Below are 19,719 nucleotides of genomic sequence, written 5' to 3'. Positions count from 1 at the left end.
GTGAATTAGGTACGAGGAATAGTTAACACTTGACCGATACGCACAACGTCAGTATTTAAATTATTCGCTTTTTTGAGACTACTCACTCGCACTTTATAGCGCTGAGCTAATAACGACAATGATTCTCCACTGCGTACCTTGTGAGTTCGGTTTTCACTTTTCCACTTAGCCCATAAAGAACTATCTGGAGGTGAGCTTTTGAAATGCTGCTTGATACCATCAAAAATAGACTGAGCTAGCTTTTGTCTATATGCAGACCAATTAAGATTCTTTTCTTCTTTAGGATTCGAAATAAACCCTGTTTCGACTAATACCGAAGGTATATCTGGTGAGGTTAACACGGCCAGACTTGCTGCTTGTGGTTTGCTTTTATGTAGCCGTGTCACTTTACCCAAATGGCTAATCACATCACGACTTAAGTCATAGCTGGTCGTTAAGGAGTGATCCATAGACATATCGAGTAACGCTTGTGCTAAATAACGTTCGTTCGCAGTATCTTGAATAATCTCTGCCGCTCCGCCTAATAGCTCAGAATGTCTCTCTGTTCTTTCCATCCATCGTCCAAGCTCGGTATTGGCTCTTCTCATAGACAACACCCACACAGAAGCACCATTTGGCTGTGGCGTTGTAAACGCGTCGGCGTGAATTGACACCAGAAGATCTGCTTTGTGTTTTCTTGCTAGTTGCGGACGTTTATTAGGTGATATGTAATAATCTCCGGTTCGCGTCATGACGGCTTTTAAGCCTTTTTCTTTGTTAATCAAGGATTCAAGGCGCTTCGCAATACCAAGGGTGACGTTTTTTTCATAACTTCCACCGCGACCTATCGACCCCGGATCTTCACCTCCATGACCGGCATCAATAACAATAATAATGTCTCTATCTGTACGAGATTGAGCATCTAGTACAACTTTAGGGACAGAAGCAGTAGGGTCGTTTAAATCAATCACTAACCTATCTCCATAAGGAGAGGTTGGCGGTAAAGCAAAAATATTTTTCTCTACGTTTTTACTTAGCTCAATGACAACTCTAACAGAGCCACTATTTTTAGCTTTGCTGTAGCGTACCTTTTTAACTAACTTGCTTTCGTTAGCCACTTTCGAAAAATCAAAAGTTTTAGGAGTATTCTCAATATCTATCACCAAACGATAGGGCTTCTGCAGTGTAAAATAGGTATATTTTGGAGTATCAGATAAATCGAAGACTAAACGAGTAGTGTTAGGAGATGGCCAAATTCTTAACCCTTCAATGGCATTTTTAGCAAAACTTACAGGGCCAAACCCCATCAGCAATATACTGATTAATACTAACTTGACTGTGTTTATCCCGAACTTCTGCATTTTAAATTTCTAATGTAAACGGTTAAGTAACTGCGCCCCGGAGTTCGATTTAGCTTTTGCAATCAATTTACGCCCCTTTGATGTGTATTCAATTCTAATGTGTAAATCTGCTGCTGCCAATAGACCTTCGCCTTTGTCTGGCCATTCAACCAAACAAATACAATCTGGCGAAAAATAATCTCGAATTCCCATGAATTCTAGTTCTTCTGGATCGCTCAAGCGGTATAAATCAAAATGAAACACTCGCCAATCATCTAGTTCATATGGTTCAACTAGGGTGTATGTAGGACTTTTAACCTTACCTTTATGACCTAAAGCTTGAATAAACCCACGGCTAAAAGTCGTTTTGCCTGCCCCTAAATCACCCTCAAGGTAAATAGTTAAACCTGTGTCACAATTTCTAGCCAATTCACCAGCAAAGGTAACGGTCCCCTCTTCATTGATAAGTTCGCGGGTAAGTATTTCACAGTTTTCGGTTATTAGGTTTTCAGTGTCGGTCATAAGCTGTTAATTGTAGCCCTTAAAGCAGGTAATAGATCTGAAGCAATCATACCACGTTCTCCATATTCTCTGGCAACCTTATCTGCAGCCTCAGCATGAGCACAAACACCATAAATTGTCGCTTGTTGCGGCGGAATGCCTTGAGCGGAAAACGACCCAATAATCCCCGTTAACAGGTCACCCATTCCGGCAGTAGCCATACCCGGATTTCCACCATCACACACCCAAAACAACTGTCTATCGTCTACTTTATGACTATTAGTACAAATAACAGTTCCCGCCCCTTTTAGTAAGCTTGTTGCTTTAAAAGAAAGCGCTAACGTTTGGCAGCTAGTGTAACGGTCAGCTTCAACGTCCTTAATACTCTGGTTCAATAGGCGACAAGCTTCACCAGGGTGCGGGGTTAAAATACAGTGTGGCAGCTCACGAACCACATTTTTAGTATATTCATCACTGAAAGCCAACAGATTTAAACCATCAGCATCAATAACTAAAGGCTTATGCTGCTGTTCTAGATGCGCTATAACGGTTTGAAATTGTTTGGTAGCCCATGTATCCCGGCCTAACCCGGGGCCAATAACAATACTGGTACACCAGTCTAACGCTTCTTGTAAATCAGAGCTCGTCACCATCAACTCTGACCTTGTAGCACCAACAAGCGCTGCACTTGATTCATGACAAAATACTTTTACAAGCCCAGTACCAGTGCGTAACGCAGCTTCGGCAGATAATCGTATTGCTCCTGGCATACCCACGTTACCGCCAATACATAATAACTTACCAAAGTGGCCTTTATTAGCATGGGGAAGCCGAGGAGTCAGAGGTTGCAAGCGGTTCCAATTAACTGTTTTACCTTGAAGAGTCGCCAACTCGAAAAAAGAAGGACCTATGCCTAAATCATTAAATTTGAGTATTCCACATAGGCTTTTTGCCTTTCCCGTCACCAAGCCAGCCTTTATCGCCACAAAAGTTATTGTTATGTCAGCGTTAATACACACAGGCAAAGGGGTACCCGTGTCAGCATTCATGCCTGAAGGTAAATCGAGACTTAATACAGGAAGATTCTTATCATTGATGGCTAATATAATATTTTGAAAGCTTTCTTTAACAGGCCCTGCAACACCAGTACCTAGTAATGCATCAACCACTAAATCAACCCCCTCAAACTCCATATCAGCAAAACTAACAAGCTCTCCACCAGCTGCTAACCATTCACTTTGAGCCCGTTGAGCATCTCCTCCTAAGACTCGAATGGGGTCTTCACAAGCCACAATAACCTGAGCTCCTTTGCTCAGGGCAAGGCTTGCTATTACATAGCCATCACCGGCATTATTGCCATCACCGGCATTATTGCCATTACCGGCAATCACTAATATATTTTTTGTATTAGGCCAGTGGCTCTCCAGGACATCGAAGGCGGCCTCGCCTGCTCGCTCCATAAGTTGATATAAGCTGCAACCGACAACCATGGCCGCCTCTGATTCAAAGCGCCTAACTTGTTCAGCACATACAATGTTATGTGCTAAACTCGCTGCCGATTTATTGGTTAACAGGTTAGGTAATGTCATCACTTAGCGCTTCAGAATTGTCAACATTGGCTGAAAGTATCAAGGCTTGGGGCAAAGAGCTAGGATTTCAACAAATTGGTATATGCGATGTGGACTTATCTGAACACGAAGGTCGGCTACAGCAATGGCTAGATAAAGGCTTTGCTGGGGAGATGGCTTATATGTCTGACCATGGCATGAAACGAGCCCGACCAGCCGAACTATTACCTGGGACGATTAGAGTCATAAGCGTGCGTATGGATTACCTGCCGCCAGATGCTAAATTTGCTCACAATTTAAAAAACAAAGAGCAAGCTTATATTAGCCGCTACGCCCTTGGACGTGATTACCACAAACTCTTACGGGCTCGCTTAAAAAAGTTAGGAGAAAAGATACGTACAGAGTGTGCTGACTTAAATTTTCGACCATTTGTTGATTCCGCTCCTGTACTTGAACATGCCATCGCAGAAAAAGCAGGGATAGGTTGGACAGGCAAACACTCTCTTACCATTAATAAAGAAGCAGGCTCTTGGTTCTTCTTAGGAGAACTATTTGTCGATATCCCATTACCCATAGATCACGCTATTCAAGAAAACTGTGGAGACTGCACGGCCTGTATCACAATTTGCCCTACCCAAGCGATAGTAGAACCTTATGTTGTGGACGCAAAACGCTGTATTTCATACCTTACCATAGAACAAAAGGGCGCCATTCCAGAAGAATACCGCCCACTCATAGGTAATAGAGTATATGGATGCGACGACTGCCAGCTCATCTGCCCTTGGAACCGCTACGCTAACATCACCGACGAGCATGACTTTCACCCCAGAGCGACCTTACAAGGTAAAGACTTACTGGCACTTTTCACATGGGATGAAGTGACATTTCTCAAAAACACAGAAGGCTCGGCAATACGCCGAATAGGTTTTGAGCGTTGGCAACGTAATATTGCAGTGGGATTAGGTAACGCGCCCTATTCTGCAGCCATTATTGATAGTTTAAATAAGGCTTTAGTGCACGCCTCACCTCTGGTAGCAGAACATATTCAATGGGCATTACAACAACAAACAGCAGTCCAACCCCAAACAACTAGCAGGCTCACACAAAGGCTCGTTCGCAGTGTCGAGAAAGGCCTGCCCAGAGACGCCTAACAGCACCTTGATTGGTTATTTACAGATAGTTTTGAGCAAGCTCAAGAGCACAACTATGGGACGCAGACAAATATAGATCTGCTCTTATATCATCTGCAGGATAGCCATATAATCCAAAACGATTACCACGACTGTGGCTAATAATAAGTGCATAACGGGCACTATTTTTAATATCACCACGAAAGGGATCCAAAATAGGTATCTGGTAACGACCACATTTCATCAAGGCAATTCTGCGACCTTGCCTATACACAGCACCATCAAAAACAGGGTTATCAATAGTGGCATATACTGCAAACTTGGGAACTTGCACTGTTACACCTTGCCAAGTCATCTGAACAATTTTTAGCGTTTCGGCAAGTGATGAAATCGACTTAGGTAATTCAAATGTTTTCATTATCCCTCCTAAATGTAGTGTTCCTATTACATAGACAAACTAACTTACAAAAAATGCTCAAAAATTAAGATAATAGTCTTTACAGAGTAAACCATACTCTTCTGAGTAATCTCCTAACCCATTGTATATATTGATTTTTTCGGTCACCCTTGGGGTAGATTGTAAGCTAAAAGCCAACAGTACTCTAGTGACTAACTTTTGGGGTGTAGTGCTAACTTGAAGCTCTTTAATACAAAATAACCCCATACTCTGGGCACTTTCGATAAAGCTAAGCGCAACATCAAAAGGTAATACACAATAAAAACGACCATCAATGGCTAGATTCTTTATTACCTGTGCCAACAAGACTTGATGCTCTAACGTTATCGTTTGTCGCGCGTGAACTCTAGTATTTTTTGATTGTTTTTTGTTCGCCGCAGCATTAATTGGAAAATACGGTGGGTTACTAATAATTAAATCATAGGAACACTTGCTTGAAAGCGCTTGCAAAGGCCGGTGCTCAAACAAAAGCTGTTGATACCAAGGACAATTTTTTGCATTAAGCTTAGCTTGCTCAATAGCTATTGGGTCGATATCAATTCCATAAATACGACAGTTATCTGAGGCTTTTTGGGCCAACATGATAGCCAACAAACCAGTACCGGTGCCAATATCAAGAATATTCTCTGAAGTATTTGGCTCAGCCCAACTACCCAACATAATGCTATCGGTCCCCACCTTCATGGCACAATGGGTGTGTTCAATGAAGAACCGTTTAAACTGAAACCCCTTTTTCTCCAATTTAAAAGACCTGCAATCGAATCATATGTTTAGCCACGTCTCTAGCTTGTACAGGTTTATATTTCGCTAATTTGCCCATAAGTAAAGGGGATAAAATACCACTTACAAAAAGACCTATTTTTTCTAGAGGTCGAGATTCTTGACGTTCTCCTAACAACAATGAGGGTCTGACTGCAGAAGCGTGTTTTAGTTGAGACATACCTAAAATGGCATTTTCTAACTCACCTTTTACCTTTAAATAAAAATTACCACTGTTGGCGTTCGCCCCTACTGAAGATATCCATACAAAACTCTGGGCTTTTCTAGCAAGTTGCGCCGCTACATGAATATATTCAAAGTCAACTTTACGAAAAGCAGCTTTTGAGCCTGCGCGCTTAAGGGTCGTTCCTAAACAGACATAGGTATGAGAGTTATAAAAATACCCTTGATAATCATCTAAACAATCAAAATCGACTACAATTAGCTGCAACTTATCTGACTTAACTGAGAAAAAGTTATTGGGTAACGGCTTACGTATTAAACAAATGATAGTTTGATATCTATCATCAACGCAAAGCTGCTGAACTAGGCTTTTACCTACCAATCCAGTGGCTCCAAGAACCAACGCACTTTGTAACATATTCTAAGCCTTTTGAATTTACCAATCAGTTTGAAACCCATACAATGGGACGCTTGATGGGTACAAGATATCAAGAAAAACTTCATTCCATATAAAAATAAAAAAATTAATCACTTCAAACGCTGGTCTATAAGACAATATTTTACTTCAGGGAAATACGATTTATGAAAAACATCGCGAGCCTTTTGATTTTGGGCTTACTCCCCCATTTTGCAAACGCAACTGACACCTCCAAGCAGTTAACTATCGAGCGAATCTTTCAATCCCCAGCCTTACAAGGGACTGCACAGAGAAATTTACAAGTTTCTCCTGACGGTAAACGAGTCACATTTTTGCAGGGTAAAAAAACAGATTACGAACGCCTTGATTTATGGGAGTACGACATCAGTAGTGGTAAAACTCAGCTATTGTTGGACTCAAATGTCTTGAGTTCAGGGCCTGAGGTATTGTCTGACGAAGAAAAAGGCCGTAGAGAGCGTATGCGTTTAAGTGGCTCTGGAATTGTCAGCTACCAGTGGTCGGCAGATGGCAAAGCATTATTATTTCCTCTTGCAGGAGATGCTTATTATTACCGCCTCGATGACAAAAAGGCTTTGCAACTATTGCAAACACCAGAGTTTGAAACAGACTTAAAACTCTCGCCTAAAGGTAACTATTTGTCTTATGTGAGATCTCAAGATTTATTTATCAAGCACATTAAAACTGGCGTAGAAACACGCCTAACCTATGATGGCAAAGGGCCGATTAAAAACGCCATGGCAGAATTCGTAGCTCAAGAAGAAATGGGCCGAAGAACAGGCTATTGGTGGTCACCTGATGAGTCTCAGATTGCTTTTACTCAAATAAATGAAACGCCCGTTGAAGAAATTACGCGAAGTGAAATCTACGCTGATTCAATAAAAATGATCACCCAAAGATACCCTAGTGCAGGTACCAATAATGTGGTCATAAAGCTAGCAACCGTTGATATTAATAATAAGCAAAAGCAATGGATAAATTTAGGCAATGATCCAGATATCTACCTAGCAAGAGTGAATTGGATGAAAGACAGCCAAACTCTTACTTATCAAAAACAAAGCCGTGACCAGCAAACTTTAGAGCTTAATGCTTTTAATACCCTAGATCAGAGTGAACGTTCTTTAATAAAAGAAAGCAGCGACACTTGGATCAACCTAAACAAAGATTTACATTTTCTAAATGACCAACAACACTTTATTTGGGCATCAGAAAAAGACGGCTTTAAGCATCTGTATTTATATAAAAATAACGGTGAACTAGTACGCCAATTAACATCAGGTAAATGGATTGTTGATAAAATCGAAAGCATAGATGAAACAAACCAACTCATTTACTTCACTGGCCGAGCAGATACTCCCACCCAGCGGCATCTTTATAAAGTAGGGTTGAATGGCGGTGACATACAAAAAATAACCCAACGAAGTGGTTTCCATGGTATTTCATTTAGTGACGATGCAAGTGTATATGTTGATAGCTTTTCTACTATAAACACTCCGCAGCAAGTTAGCTTACATAAAGCATCTGGTGAACAGTTAACTTGGTTAAGTCAAAACCTAGTAGACAATAATCACCCTCTCAAACCCTATGAAAAAGATTGGGTAAAGCCAACTATATCTAGCTTTACTACAGATGATGGTACTGAATTATTCTATCGTTTATACAAACCTAACACCGTTCAAGGTAAGCACCCTGTTATTGTTTATCAATATGGTGGGCCCGGGGCTCAAGTCGTGACTGATAGCTGGGGCGGTAATCGTGGTCTGCTAATGCAATACTGGGTAAGCAAAGGATACGTAGTCTTTAGCTTAGATAATCGTGGCTCAGAAGGCAGAGGCAAAGCATTTGAAAACCCCATATATAAAAAAATGGGAAGCATTGAATTAGCTGATCAGATAGAGGGGGTTAAGTTTTTACAAGCATTACCCTACGTAGACAAAGATAGAATTGGCGTTTATGGCCATAGCTATGGTGGCTACATGACACTAATGGCAATGTTTAAAGGGGGAGATTATTATGCCGCAGGCGTGGCAGGCGCACCTGTAACCGACTGGGCACTATACGATACCCATTACACTGAACGTTTTATGGGACATCCAAAAACGGATGCTGACGCATATCTAGCCTCTTCAGTATTTCCTTATGCTAAAGATTTAAAAGGTGATTTATTGATTTATCATGGCATGGCTGATGACAATGTATTATTCACTCACAGCACCAAGCTGTATAAGCATTTACAAGACTTGAGCATACCTTTTGAAAGTATGGATTATCCCGGTAAAAAACACAGTATTCGTGGCAAAAACACCGGCATACATTTATACAAAACCATCACCAACTTCTTCGATAAGCATTTAGGAATGGACTAGTGACAAGAGCCGTTTCGGGGTGCAAGCCCCAAAACGGCTATGTCCAAAGCTTACAATAAATTAAGCAAACATCTGGGTTGCTAGGGTTTGTTGAATACCCACAACAGAATCTTTTTTCAATTCTGCCTCAATAGGGTTATCACGCCCAGATATCCATATTTTAAGCTCTGCATCTAAATCAAAGTGGCCTGCTGTTTCTACTTTAAAGTGAGTAATAGCACGGTAAGGAATCGAATGGTAATCCACTTTACGACCAGTAACGCCTTGTTTATCTATCAAGATTAAACGCTTATTAGTGAACACATACATGTCTCGGATCACTTTAAATACTTGTTGAATATTTTCTGTTTCACCAATAATAGGGGCCAATTCCTCGGCAACTTCTTCGATATTTACTTCTGAGGCATTGCCCATTAGGCCATCTAACAATCCCATTTAATTCTCCCATTGAATAACTAGAGGATTAGCATAAATGTTGATGCGAAAATAGCAACCACAGGCTACTATTCCTCTCACCTTTTATAATCAGTTGACCCATTACCTTATGCCAAACGTTACATTTACAGACATACAAGCCGCAGAAAAACGGATCAGTCCTTACATCAAGCGTACACCTATTGTTGAATCACAGTTATTAAATACTTGGTTAGGCCATCAAATACTTTTTAAGGTTGAGTGCTTTCAAAAAACAGGCGCATTTAAACTTCGTGGCGCATTAAATATGATGCTTAGAGCGAAAGAAGAAGGCAGGTTAGGTAACCGAGTGGTAGCAAATAGTTCAGGAAACCACGCACAAGCCGTTGCCTATGGTGCAAAAATGCTTGGTATAAAAGCCACAATTTTTAGCCCTGAAAATGTTTCAAAAGTAAAAGCTGCAGCAACCCAATATTATGGAGCAGAACTTAATTTAAGCCCGACTCGTAAAATTGCAGATGAAAGAGTGGCAGTTGCAGCAAAAGAAGAAGGTGTGTTGTACGTACCGCCTTTTAATCACCCACATATCATGGCTGGCCAAGGAACCGTTGCCCTAGAAGCATTAAAAGAAACCGGAGAAGTTAATGCCGTTTTTGCGTCAGTAGGTGGAGGGGGGTTAGTGTCTGGTTCTGCCATTAGTGCCCGAGGTTTATTTCCAAATATTCAAGTGATTGGTTCAGAGCCTTTACTTGCGAATGATGCTGCAGAATCTCTGAGACAGGGCACCATACAGTCACTACCTTCACAACCTGACACCTTAGCAGACGGCGCAGCCACCTTGCAGGTAGGCACTGAAACCTTTGAGCATTTACAAAGCCTCAACGACTTTTACGAAATCAATGAAACGCGAATCGCATATTGGACCCAATGGCTGCAGCATTTATTAAAAATCCATGTTGAGCCTACCTGTGCCATGAGCATGGAGGCTGTTACCCAATGGCTATCAAAGCAAAGTAGCCCACAAAAAGTACTCATTGTTTTATCAGGGGGTAATATTGACCAACAAAAAATGCTAAGAATATGGAGCGAAGACCACCTACAAACATTACCTTGTCTTTAGTTTAGTGATTTATGGGTTGTCTTTTACTAATCCATCCCCCTAAAAATGCAAATTTTGACCATTCTCCAGCCCAAAGTATTGTGTTTATTGCAAACATAGTCAATCTGAGGCAAGTTAGACTAAAGGCTTAGTTTGAGGATAAGATTTTGAAACACTTGCTGTTTGTTTCTTTAATATTGTTTAGCAATTTCACCATAGGTGCTCCTACTCACATAACTAACGTCAATGGTTATACACTAAACAACCAAGGCGATTTAATTCAGTTTTCAGATATCGTGTTTGATGGCGGTAAAGTTTTAGTCATTGGAGGCAATAGCTTAGTAAAAGATTATCCTGATGCCACTCTAATCGATGGAAAAAACAAAGTAATGTTGCCCGGTCTTATTGACTCACATGGGCATGTTATGGGGTTAGGAGAAACTTTATTACAAGTAGACTTACGAGAAAGTAAATCTGCTCTAGATGCCGCAAAAAAGGTATACACTTATGCTAATACACAACAAACATTACCTTGGATAACAGGCCGTGGATGGAACCAAGTACTTTGGCCTGGCAAGCAGTACCCCACTGCGAATATCTTAGATGAGTATGTGAATAATAAACCTGTAATGTTGTCACGAGTGGATGGGCATGCAACCTGGGTTAACAGTAAAGCCCTAGAAGTGGCCGGTATTACAAAAGATACCCTTGATCCTCCAGGGGGTAAAATTATTCGAGATAACAAAGGAAATCCAACAGGTATATTGATTGATAACGCCTCTAACCTTTTAAATGAGTACTTACCAAAGACATCAGAAGCGACATTAAAATCCCAATTGGACGCAGCCGGTAAACAACTCCTTTCAGAAGGGATTACCAGTGTACACGATGCAGGTATAGGAATACCTACATATAACTACTATCAAAAACGTGTTGCAGAGCACACTTTACCAGTACGTATTTATCCAATGATAGGCGCTTATTCACCGGCAATGATAGAAATGTTAAATGCTGGTCACATCCAAGACCAATATGACTGGTTATCAATAAAAAGTGTAAAAGTATATGGGGACGGGGCATTAGGCAGCCGCGGTGCTGCACTACTAAAACCTTATTCTGATGAACCACACAACAGCGGACTATTAGTAACTAGAGAAGCAGATTTAAAGCCACTATTCGATTTGATTTTAGGTAAAGGATTTCAACTAAACTACCATGCAATTGGAGATAGAGCCAACCGCCTTGCATTAAATCAATTTTCAGATAGCTTTAGTAAAGTTGGGGGTCAACATCTTCGTAACCGTGTTGAACATGCGCAAGTTATTAATATTGACGATATTCCACGATTTAAAACACTCAATATTATCCCAGCGATGCAACCTACTCATGCCACGAGCGATATGAATATGGCTGAAGATAGAGTAGGCGCACTGAGATTAAAAGGAGCTTATGCGTGGCAAACCTTTTTAAAACAGGGTACCCCTGTGGCGTTTGGTTCGGACTTCCCCGTTGAATTATCTAATCCATTTTTTGGATTACATGCTGCCGTTACTCGCCAAGATCGTAGTAATAATCCCGACAAAGGCTGGATTCCAGAAGAAGCAGTAACCGTGATACAAGCCTTTAGAGGCTTCACCTTAGATGCGGCTTATGCTGCTCATCAAGAAGCTATTTTAGGTGGCTTAACGCCTGGAAAGTGGGCCGACTTTATCTTGGTCGACCTAGATATATTTACGGTTTCACCCAAAGATATTTGGAAAACACAAGTGCTAGAAACCTGGATTGCTGGTGAAAAGCGTTTTCAAAAATAGACATTAACCAATCAATATATGTTTATATTAAACTATTACCATAGTTTTTGAGTTACCTTTAAATGCAAAGTAGATAATCCAACGATCAAGACTAGGTAAAGCCCACTAAAAGGTCACACATTGTCAAACTCATCTAATAATCAAAGCAGCGATGATGCTGCTATTATTAAACAATATAAAGTTTTAATCGACAAGTTGATCCCTTTGCAACATGAGAACCGCCTTCTTGAAGGTTTAAACAAGTTTTCTGCTAAGTTACCTGGTCGAGTCAGGAACATTGTAAAAAATGAAGTCATCCGAGTTACCTCTTTAACCAATGCTGTAGCAGACAATTCTGAGTTTGCTAAGTTTCCAATACTAAAGTTTAAGCACTTTGGTATCCCAATGCGGCTCGACAAAGTAGGCCAGCAAATTTTAGCTAGGGAAACTAGCCGTTTTGATGATCGCTACACAGTAGGTGTATTTGAATCTGTGATGAACTCTGAGCATTATCAATCCCACATAAAAAAAGAGCTACATCAAAAGATAGTTAATGCATTTAAAGTAGAATCACAAACTTTTCAGGATATAGATTTTGGGGCAGATTTGGCCATTCGCCCCAACTTCACAGTCTCTAGTCCTGAATTTGAAAATGGGAAACACTGCCCCCTTAGCTCTTTATCGAGGCAAGGTATGGTTTTACAAACTAAACGTCAACCAGTCATCGAGTTAAAGTCTCCAAACGATAATATATTCCTATTTACTTTTCCTACAGTAACTGGTTTAAACGACAAAGCCTTGCATATCAAATTTGAAATGCTTGCCAGTACTTTTAATAAAGACTTATTAATTACGGAAACTCATTTCAGTTTTGCCGCGAGTACTCCCACTAAACTTATTGAGCGATGGAGTAGATATATAGAAAGTACTGCTAACCAATTCCCTCTAGAACGAGAACTAGAAATAGAGCGAGTATTACAAAATCTTGAACGGGATCGTATTTTCGCCAACAGTCCATGGATTCCTGTATTTTTAGGTCCAAAGAACGGTCAGTTAACTCCTCTTTACGAGTTAAATACGCTTCAAAACAAAGAATACAACAAGTATTTCAATGTTGGCAAAGACCTCCCAACCAAGCAGATTTTTCAAAATTTAGTAAAGGAATTATTACTTCATAAAGAGACCTTTTTACTTATCGGCAATATTAAAGCTAAAAGTGAAGATGTAAATGTGGCGGTTACCCATAGGCAATTAGCTAAAACAGGATTAATGAAGCAATTTATCGAACTTGCCACACAATCTGAACAATTACGTGTAGTACAACTCAGGTTACAGGCTATAAAAGAAGACCACAGAAATACCGCGTTTGAAATTCATGATATGGCTGCTAGTGATTACCCAAATTTAACAAATATTAGTCATCTGCTATTTTGTAAAGACGTATCGGATTGGGTTGGAAACTTGAAAATAGATGAGCCAGAACCTTTCAAACCCTTCCCAAAAGTCATTATTAAAGATAAAAGTAAATGGCCAATACAACTTGTCATGGAGTCTAACTCGGATCGACGACTAGAACCTCGCTATTCTATGAACTCCGGAGTCAAAATTAAAACTGGATTGTTTAGCCAGATAGACGCGACTCTTAATGATTTATCTGCAAAAGGCCTTAGCCTTACAGTATCAGAACCACTCCAATTGCAACTAGATGGCACAGTGAAAATTTCGATCAAAGATTTAAAGCTACACTCCCATAAATATGAGGTTGTTCATTTCGATAAAACAAGGGGAATATTAAGACTCAAATTACCCAAAGAATTGGTGAAGAGCGATAGTAAAAAATTAAAGCAACTATTTCACAGTAATACTAAATATTTTAAACCTAGAGATATGAGTGTTAAGCAAAGCAATATTTATCGCTTTCTGTGGGAATTGAGCATTCGTAACCAAGCATGTGCATCTATACTTATTACCAACAATAGATTCACAATTGACCGTTTAAAAACGATTTATCACAAACAAGATTGCAATGATCTCAAGCCTTTCTCTGCCTTAGGAAACGAAGTACCTTTGCATGGTTTTTTTGCAGATAAAAATGCTCAAGGACCAAAATCTACAATTTTAGATAAGATGTTACGGAATAGCCTTAGAGATGCTCATGTGGTACATATTGAAAGGTCCAAAGATCAACGTATAATTTTCGTAGAAGAGGAAGAGTTTTTACATGGAAAAGTAAGAAATCAAATTAGTGAGTTAATAACAAAAAAATCAGCAGAAGCATATGTGTCCCATTTAATTGCTATTCGCTGCGATGAACAAAATACCCCCTTAACAAAAAAGCGGCTCGCAGAAATATCCAAAATTGATTTAGACATTTATCAGAAATTACAAACTATGCAACAAGGTTACACCCACGTTATGTACCTCACTAATGTATCGACTTTTCATAACGTATTACTTCGTTTTGGAATTTATCCAGAAAAACAATCAGCACCGGAATAGGTAACACAAAGACTCCCTCCTTAAACATGTTGATACTATTTAGCAGTTACAAAGTCATAGGCTACCTAACTTGAACTCACTAAAAAAATTTACCGAGGCAAACTCTAGAAGATATTTTGAGTACGTTACAATTAGCATTGAATTAACTGATAGAGAAATTGATGTTAAAAGTTTGTAGCAGTGTCTAATAGCCCCCAACACATCGAGTGATCTAATTGGAACCAAGTCCTTCTCCTATACATAATATTCACTTGTATATTCCCAAACTCTTATAACTAAAACCCTAATTAGTAATTAGTATAATAACTACAAATATTTTATAAAAAATGACAGTAAACCTTGGATGAATATTAACCTGCTGCTACAGTGTGTTGGTTAACATTCGAGTTTTAGGATAAGGCAGTTTTAAAGCGAGTGTTAATATAATTAAAAAAATAAAGCCAAAGATTACAAAAATATAATGGCTGAATAAAATTCGAGCAGAGAAGGAAATAAAATGAAGAAACAACTGATAGCATTCAGTTCGGCGACTATGATCATCTGTAGTGGTTTTGCAGTATCATCTCAAGCTGAAATAAGTTCCGCTAAAAGTATGGCAGAACAATCCAATAAACTACAATCAGCGGCTCCCGCAAAGTTAGTTACCTCCACAACCCGCTATTCAAACAAAGTATTTACACGCCAAAAAGGTTTAGTTGGCGAACAAAAATATATAGTTAGATTCAGCGAAGAACCTCTCGCTACCTATCGCGGTAGTATTGCAGGACTAAAAGCAACAGCAGCCAACATCAAACGTGTTGCAGGTAAACGTGACGCAGCTAAGTTGAATTCCCGTAGTGCTGAAAGTCAGGCTTATCTGAATTTTTTAGCTAAACGTCATGCAAAAATGGAACAAGAAATGAGTGCTCGCCTTGGCCGCACTTTAGATATTAAAAGGCGTTATAAAGCAGCCTTAAATGGCCTAGCCGTTACGATGACTCAAGACGAAGCTGAACGTTTAGCTAGTTTGTCTGGAATTCAACGTATCGAAATTGATCAAGAAAGCTTTCCAGATACAGACAGTGGCCCAGCGTACATTGGCGCTCCAGCCATTTGGGACGGATCAGCAACAGGCATTGCCGCTAAAGGTGAGGGCATGGTGATTGGTATCCTAGATAGCGGTATTAATGGAAACCACCCTTCATTTGCAGCGGTTGGTGACGACGGCTATGAGCATGTTAACCCTCTTGGAGACGGCGTGTTCAAAGGAGAGTGTGATTCAACCAGTGCTGATTACAACGCTTCAGTTGAATGTAACAACAAATTAATTGGTCGTTATTTATTTATAGATGCGACGCCTACTGAAACAGACTCTGAAGACACGGATGGGCATGGTACCCACACTGCTAGTACCGCAGGCGGTAACGTCTTAGATAATGCACCAATCTTTGATGCTGAGGGTAATCCTACAGGCCTTGAAGTTCCTATTTCTGGTGTTGCTCCACACGCCAATATTATGGCGTTTCAAGTATGTGCTCCTAGCTGTTTTACAAGTGACCGTATCGCTGCTGTAGATCAGATTATTCTAGACGGTGTAGTCGACGTAATTAATCACTCTATCGGATCTAGCACACCTATCAACTCTAGTCCTTGGGATGATTCTGGACAGTTAATATGGTTAGCTGCAAGGGAAGCTGGTATTACAGTAGCCAACTCGGCAGGTAACAACGGCCCCGATCCATCAACACTTGGTAGTGCAGGCGCGCCATGGATGACGAATGTTGCAGCACTTACTCACGACCGTGCGATTCAACCAAAGTTTCTTAATGAGTTTTCAGGTGGAGATACAAGTTTCCCTGCTGATTTAGAGGGTGGTTCAGTTTCTGGTGGTCATGGCCCAGCAAGTATCGTATATGCTGGTGACTTTAGTAATGGTGATTCAAATCCAGAACAATGTTTAACAGCTTTTCCTGCTGGCACTTGGTCTAACGATGAAATTGTAGTTTGTGACCGTGGTGAAATCGCTCGTACACAGAAATGCATTAACGTTCGCGATGGTGGTGCAGCAGGTTGTGTACTAGCGAATATCGACGGAGGATCTGACTCGGTTGCCAATGACGCACATGTCGTTCCAGCTATTCACATCAACGCAGCTTCTGGTAATGCTTTGAAAGACTGGTTAGCAACTGGTAGCGAACATATGGCGACTATTACCGATGGTTTATTACCATTTGGAACTGACCCGGCGCTAGGTAGTATCATGGCAGACTTTAGCTCACGTGGGCCCAATACTAGCCAAGATTACCTACCGGTAATGGTGGGGGCTCCTGGTGTAGATATTTACGCAGCTTATGTTAGTGGCATTGAATATAGTTTCCTTAGTGGAACTTCCATGTCAAGTCCACATGTTGCTGGTGCAAGTACGCTAGTCAAACAAGTTCAGCCTGACTGGACTGATGCAGAAGTGCAATCAGCTTTAGCGACAACAGCTGGTTCAGCCGTTAAAGAAGACGGTATAACCGATGCCACTCCTTTTGATACCGGTGGTGGTATGATCCAAGTCGACCTAGCCGTACAAGCTGGTTTATTACTAGATGAAACAACAGCAAACTTTGAAGCAGCTAACCCTGCAATTGGTGGTGATCCTAAAACGTTGAACGTTGCAGGTATGGTTAATCGCTCTTGTTTAATTAGTTGTTCGTGGACTCGTACCTTAGAAGCTACAACTGATGGTTCTTGGACTGTTTCAACAACTGATACTGCGGTTACCGTTAGCCCTGCAAGCTTTAGCTTAGCTGCTGGTGAAACACAAAGCTTAGTAGTTACAGTAGATAGTAGTGAGTTCTCTACAGACGAGTGGGTTCACGAAGCTATAAACTTAATTCCTTCTGGCGATTTGCCTGAGCAACATCTAACGGTTTCATTCATGCCTTCTACTGGCGAAATACCAGAAGAAGTAGTAGTCGATGCAACTAGAGATGTAGATTCATATTTAGTCGCTGGCATTGAGTCGAGTGAAATTACTGACCTACAAATTTCAGTAGGCGGTTTAGTTGCTGCAGATGGTATGGAATTTAGCTTGTCTGGAGACAGTAACGTTGATTCACCTTTCGATAATCTGGCTGATGGCGTTGTGTACACCACTCTAACAGTTTCAGATGATGCAACACGCCTAGTTGCGTTTACTACCGATGAGAGTTCAGAGTCACCTGACTTAGACCTATTTGTTGGCTTTGATTCTGACTCTGACGGCATGCCAGATGAATCCGAATTAGTTTGTATTAGTGCCACAGCTACTGCTGCAGAGTCTTGTGACTTTACAGAACTACCAACCGGTACCTACTGGGTAGCGGTACAAAACTATACACCTTCTGAAACTTCACCAGATGCATTTACGCTTTACACTGCTGTTGTTGGTGAAGATAATGATAACCTAACAGTTGATGCACCTTCAGTGGTTCCTGAATTAACGCCATTTGACCTTCGTCTAATTTACGACCTTTCGGGTTCTGAAGAAGGTGACGTTCTCTTTGGTACATTAACATTAGGCGCTGACGCATCAAGCCCAGAAAGTATCGGGGTTGTGCCAGTTACGATTACCCGTGGAGTAGATGACGTAGTATTCACAGCAAGTAGTAATACTGCTGATGTAGGCGATGTCCTAACCTTTACTGTTGACGTCGCTACTAACTTAAGCCCAGAAGAAAGAAACTATGCGATTTCAGCTAGTATTCCTGAAGGCTTCAGTTTAGTAGAAGGTTCAATTACTGGAGGAGGTGTTGCATCAGGAGATTCAATAGATTGGAGTATATCTCAAGCGTCTGTCGCTAACGCTCAGCCTTCTTACGATGTTGTTACAAGTTTCGAAGATAGTGCCTGCGCAGTTCCATTTGCAAATAGTGGGGCTTATACAGACTTAGAACAATTTGGTTTACTACCTGATACTGGTATAACAGGGGATACGATTGCATATTCAGCTTTCAGCGACCAAAACTTCAACTTTTACGGTGAGTCATTTGTAGGCGGCTTTAACTTCACAGATGATGGATTCGTATTCTTTAACTCTACCTCAGGTACTTCACCTTGGGTTAATTTATCTATTCCAGATGCTACAGACCCTAATAGTCTAATAGCAATGCTATGGAGAGATATGGTTGTTCCAGAGCCTAGTACTACAGCAGGTTCAGTTGCTGGTGTAACCTTGGCAAGTGCTGGTACGGATTTAACCATTATTGAATATGACAACATGGAGTTGTATCCAGGTGGAGCCGGTGACAGCGTTGACTTCCAAATGGCTATCTCTGGTGTAGCTGACGATACAGCTGGTGTCTATGAAATCATGGTTGCTTTTGATAATGTGAATGTAAGTTCAACTGACGGTACTATTGGTGTAGAGGATTCTACTGGCTCTACGGGTACACAATTCGCATTTAATGATGTCGCTATCTCTGATGGTATGGCCGTATGTTTCGATTTGGTATCACCTACCTTTGAGACAGTGCAATTGACCTACCAATTAGTTGCTGATGTTGACTCATCTGGCCAAACTGTTACTGCTGAACTTTCAAGTACAGTTGATAGCATCGGTTCAGTTGAGGTTGTAGAGACTGAAGTAGTTGTAGTTGAAGGCGACGCTACAGTTGAATACGCAACTAACTTCTTTGGTCAAACAAGCTATGACTTAAATGAGCGTATAAGCATCTTAATGACCTTAACAGAGAACGGAGTTCAAACTAACTCAGCTGACGTTGAGTTTGAACTAGTAGCACCAAATGGTGTAGTTCTTGCGACATTTACTCCACGTACTATAAGTGCAAGAGGCGGCTCATACTTGTTGGTTATAGCTGGTCCTCGCAGAGTAGGTGTATATACTTTAGAAGCTAAGATAGATGGTAATTTGGTAGGCTCTCAAAATGTGCTTATCCAGTAAATAGTTATAATTAAGAGCAAGGTTAACCTTGCTCTTATTAGATCTATTTTAAAAATACATAGGCTAGATATTGAAGAGTAATCCTCTTCTTCATCTGGCCTTTTTTATGTCCGCAGATAAAATAACTATTCAACCTGACGATTAGTCATTCAAATGTGGTTATCAAAAGATAGGACCACCTCAACAATAGCGTATAAACCTGTCTAATGAGATTTAACTCAACTGATTTTTCGATTCAGTCAAGATAGAAAATAGTGTAAATTTTCAGTTGTTGAAAACATAAAGAAGC

At 40.5% G+C, this 19,719-nt stretch carries 13 protein-coding genes; 6 read left to right on the top strand and 7 right to left on the bottom strand.

The window, feature by feature from the left end; genetic code table 11:
* Positions 1 to 5: 5 nt before the first annotated feature.
* Genes ABJE44_RS12150 through ABJE44_RS12140 form a run of 3 tightly spaced genes read right to left on the bottom strand, consistent with a single transcriptional unit; the run spans position 6 to position 3,409 of the window.
* A complete protein-coding gene (locus tag ABJE44_RS12150; protein ID WP_348110340.1) occupies positions 6 to 1,340 on the bottom strand; it encodes an N-acetylmuramoyl-L-alanine amidase in 1,335 nt (444 codons plus the stop codon).
* Between the two features lie 9 nt (positions 1,341 to 1,349).
* Positions 1,350 to 1,841: a tRNA (adenosine(37)-N6)-threonylcarbamoyltransferase complex ATPase subunit type 1 TsaE gene (gene tsaE / locus ABJE44_RS12145; protein ID WP_348110339.1), complete on the bottom strand. Its 492-nt coding sequence runs from the start codon at positions 1,839 to 1,841 to the stop codon at positions 1,350 to 1,352.
* Positions 1,838 to 3,409 carry an NAD(P)H-hydrate dehydratase gene (locus ABJE44_RS12140; RefSeq protein ID WP_348110338.1) on the bottom strand — a complete coding sequence of 524 codons (1,572 nt, stop codon included), beginning with the start codon at positions 3,407 to 3,409 and terminating at the stop codon, positions 1,838 to 1,840. The genes tsaE and ABJE44_RS12140 overlap by 4 nt, the downstream gene beginning before the upstream one ends.
* Here ABJE44_RS12140 and queG point away from each other — a divergent pair.
* Positions 3,403 to 4,539, top strand: coding sequence for a tRNA epoxyqueuosine(34) reductase QueG (gene queG, locus ABJE44_RS12135; RefSeq protein WP_348110337.1), 1,137 nt, complete (start codon positions 3,403 to 3,405; stop codon positions 4,537 to 4,539). The two genes, ABJE44_RS12140 and queG, sit on opposite strands and share 7 nt — an antisense overlap.
* Before the next feature lie 19 nt (positions 4,540 to 4,558).
* Here the strand turns inward: queG and ABJE44_RS12130 are convergent, their stop codons facing one another.
* The 3 genes from ABJE44_RS12130 to ABJE44_RS12120 form a co-directional block, all read right to left on the bottom strand.
* Entirely contained in the window at positions 4,559 to 4,936 is a 378-nt protein-coding gene (locus ABJE44_RS12130; protein WP_348110336.1) for a hypothetical protein, read from the bottom strand.
* A gap of 57 nt (positions 4,937 to 4,993) precedes the next feature.
* The gene (locus ABJE44_RS12125; protein WP_348110335.1) at positions 4,994 to 5,635 is read right to left on the bottom strand and encodes a methyltransferase domain-containing protein; all 642 of its coding nucleotides are present in this window, start codon (positions 5,633 to 5,635) and stop codon (positions 4,994 to 4,996) included.
* An 82-nt stretch (positions 5,636 to 5,717) separates the two neighbouring features.
* Entirely contained in the window at positions 5,718 to 6,335 is a 618-nt protein-coding gene (locus tag ABJE44_RS12120) for an epimerase (protein WP_348110334.1), read from the bottom strand.
* 164 nt (positions 6,336 to 6,499) lie between these two features.
* On the opposite strand from ABJE44_RS12120, the gene ABJE44_RS12115 reads away from it, so the two are divergent.
* Positions 6,500 to 8,719, top strand: coding sequence for a S9 family peptidase (locus ABJE44_RS12115; protein WP_348110333.1), 2,220 nt, complete (start codon positions 6,500 to 6,502; stop codon positions 8,717 to 8,719).
* A gap of 60 nt (positions 8,720 to 8,779) precedes the next feature.
* Here the strand turns inward: ABJE44_RS12115 and ABJE44_RS12110 are convergent, their stop codons facing one another.
* A complete protein-coding gene (locus ABJE44_RS12110; protein WP_348110332.1) occupies positions 8,780 to 9,154 on the bottom strand; it encodes a PH domain-containing protein in 375 nt (124 codons plus the stop codon).
* Between the two features lie 109 nt (positions 9,155 to 9,263).
* Between ABJE44_RS12110 and ABJE44_RS12105 the strand changes: the two genes are divergently transcribed.
* The 4 genes from ABJE44_RS12105 (at position 9,264) to ABJE44_RS12090 (ending at position 19,430) form a co-directional block, all read left to right on the top strand.
* A complete protein-coding gene (locus ABJE44_RS12105; protein ID WP_348110331.1) occupies positions 9,264 to 10,253 on the top strand; it encodes a serine/threonine dehydratase in 990 nt (329 codons plus the stop codon).
* Positions 10,254 to 10,399: 146 nt separating this feature from the next.
* A complete protein-coding gene (locus ABJE44_RS12100; protein ID WP_348110330.1) occupies positions 10,400 to 12,043 on the top strand; it encodes an amidohydrolase in 1,644 nt (547 codons plus the stop codon).
* A gap of 120 nt (positions 12,044 to 12,163) precedes the next feature.
* Positions 12,164 to 14,521, top strand: coding sequence for a PilZ domain-containing protein (locus tag ABJE44_RS12095; RefSeq protein ID WP_348110329.1), 2,358 nt, complete (start codon positions 12,164 to 12,166; stop codon positions 14,519 to 14,521).
* A gap of 496 nt (positions 14,522 to 15,017) precedes the next feature.
* Positions 15,018 to 19,430, top strand: a complete 4,413-nt coding sequence (locus ABJE44_RS12090; protein WP_348110328.1) for a S8 family serine peptidase — start codon at positions 15,018 to 15,020, stop codon at positions 19,428 to 19,430.
* Positions 19,431 to 19,719: the final 289 nt, after the last annotated feature.

The organism is Paraglaciecola sp. (genome assembly GCF_039942875.1).
In the GTDB taxonomy this organism is placed as follows: Bacteria; Pseudomonadota; Gammaproteobacteria; order Enterobacterales; family Alteromonadaceae; genus Paraglaciecola.
The sequence above is the reverse complement of the archived record's forward strand: the minus strand, read 5'-3'. Positions and strand labels throughout refer to the sequence as shown.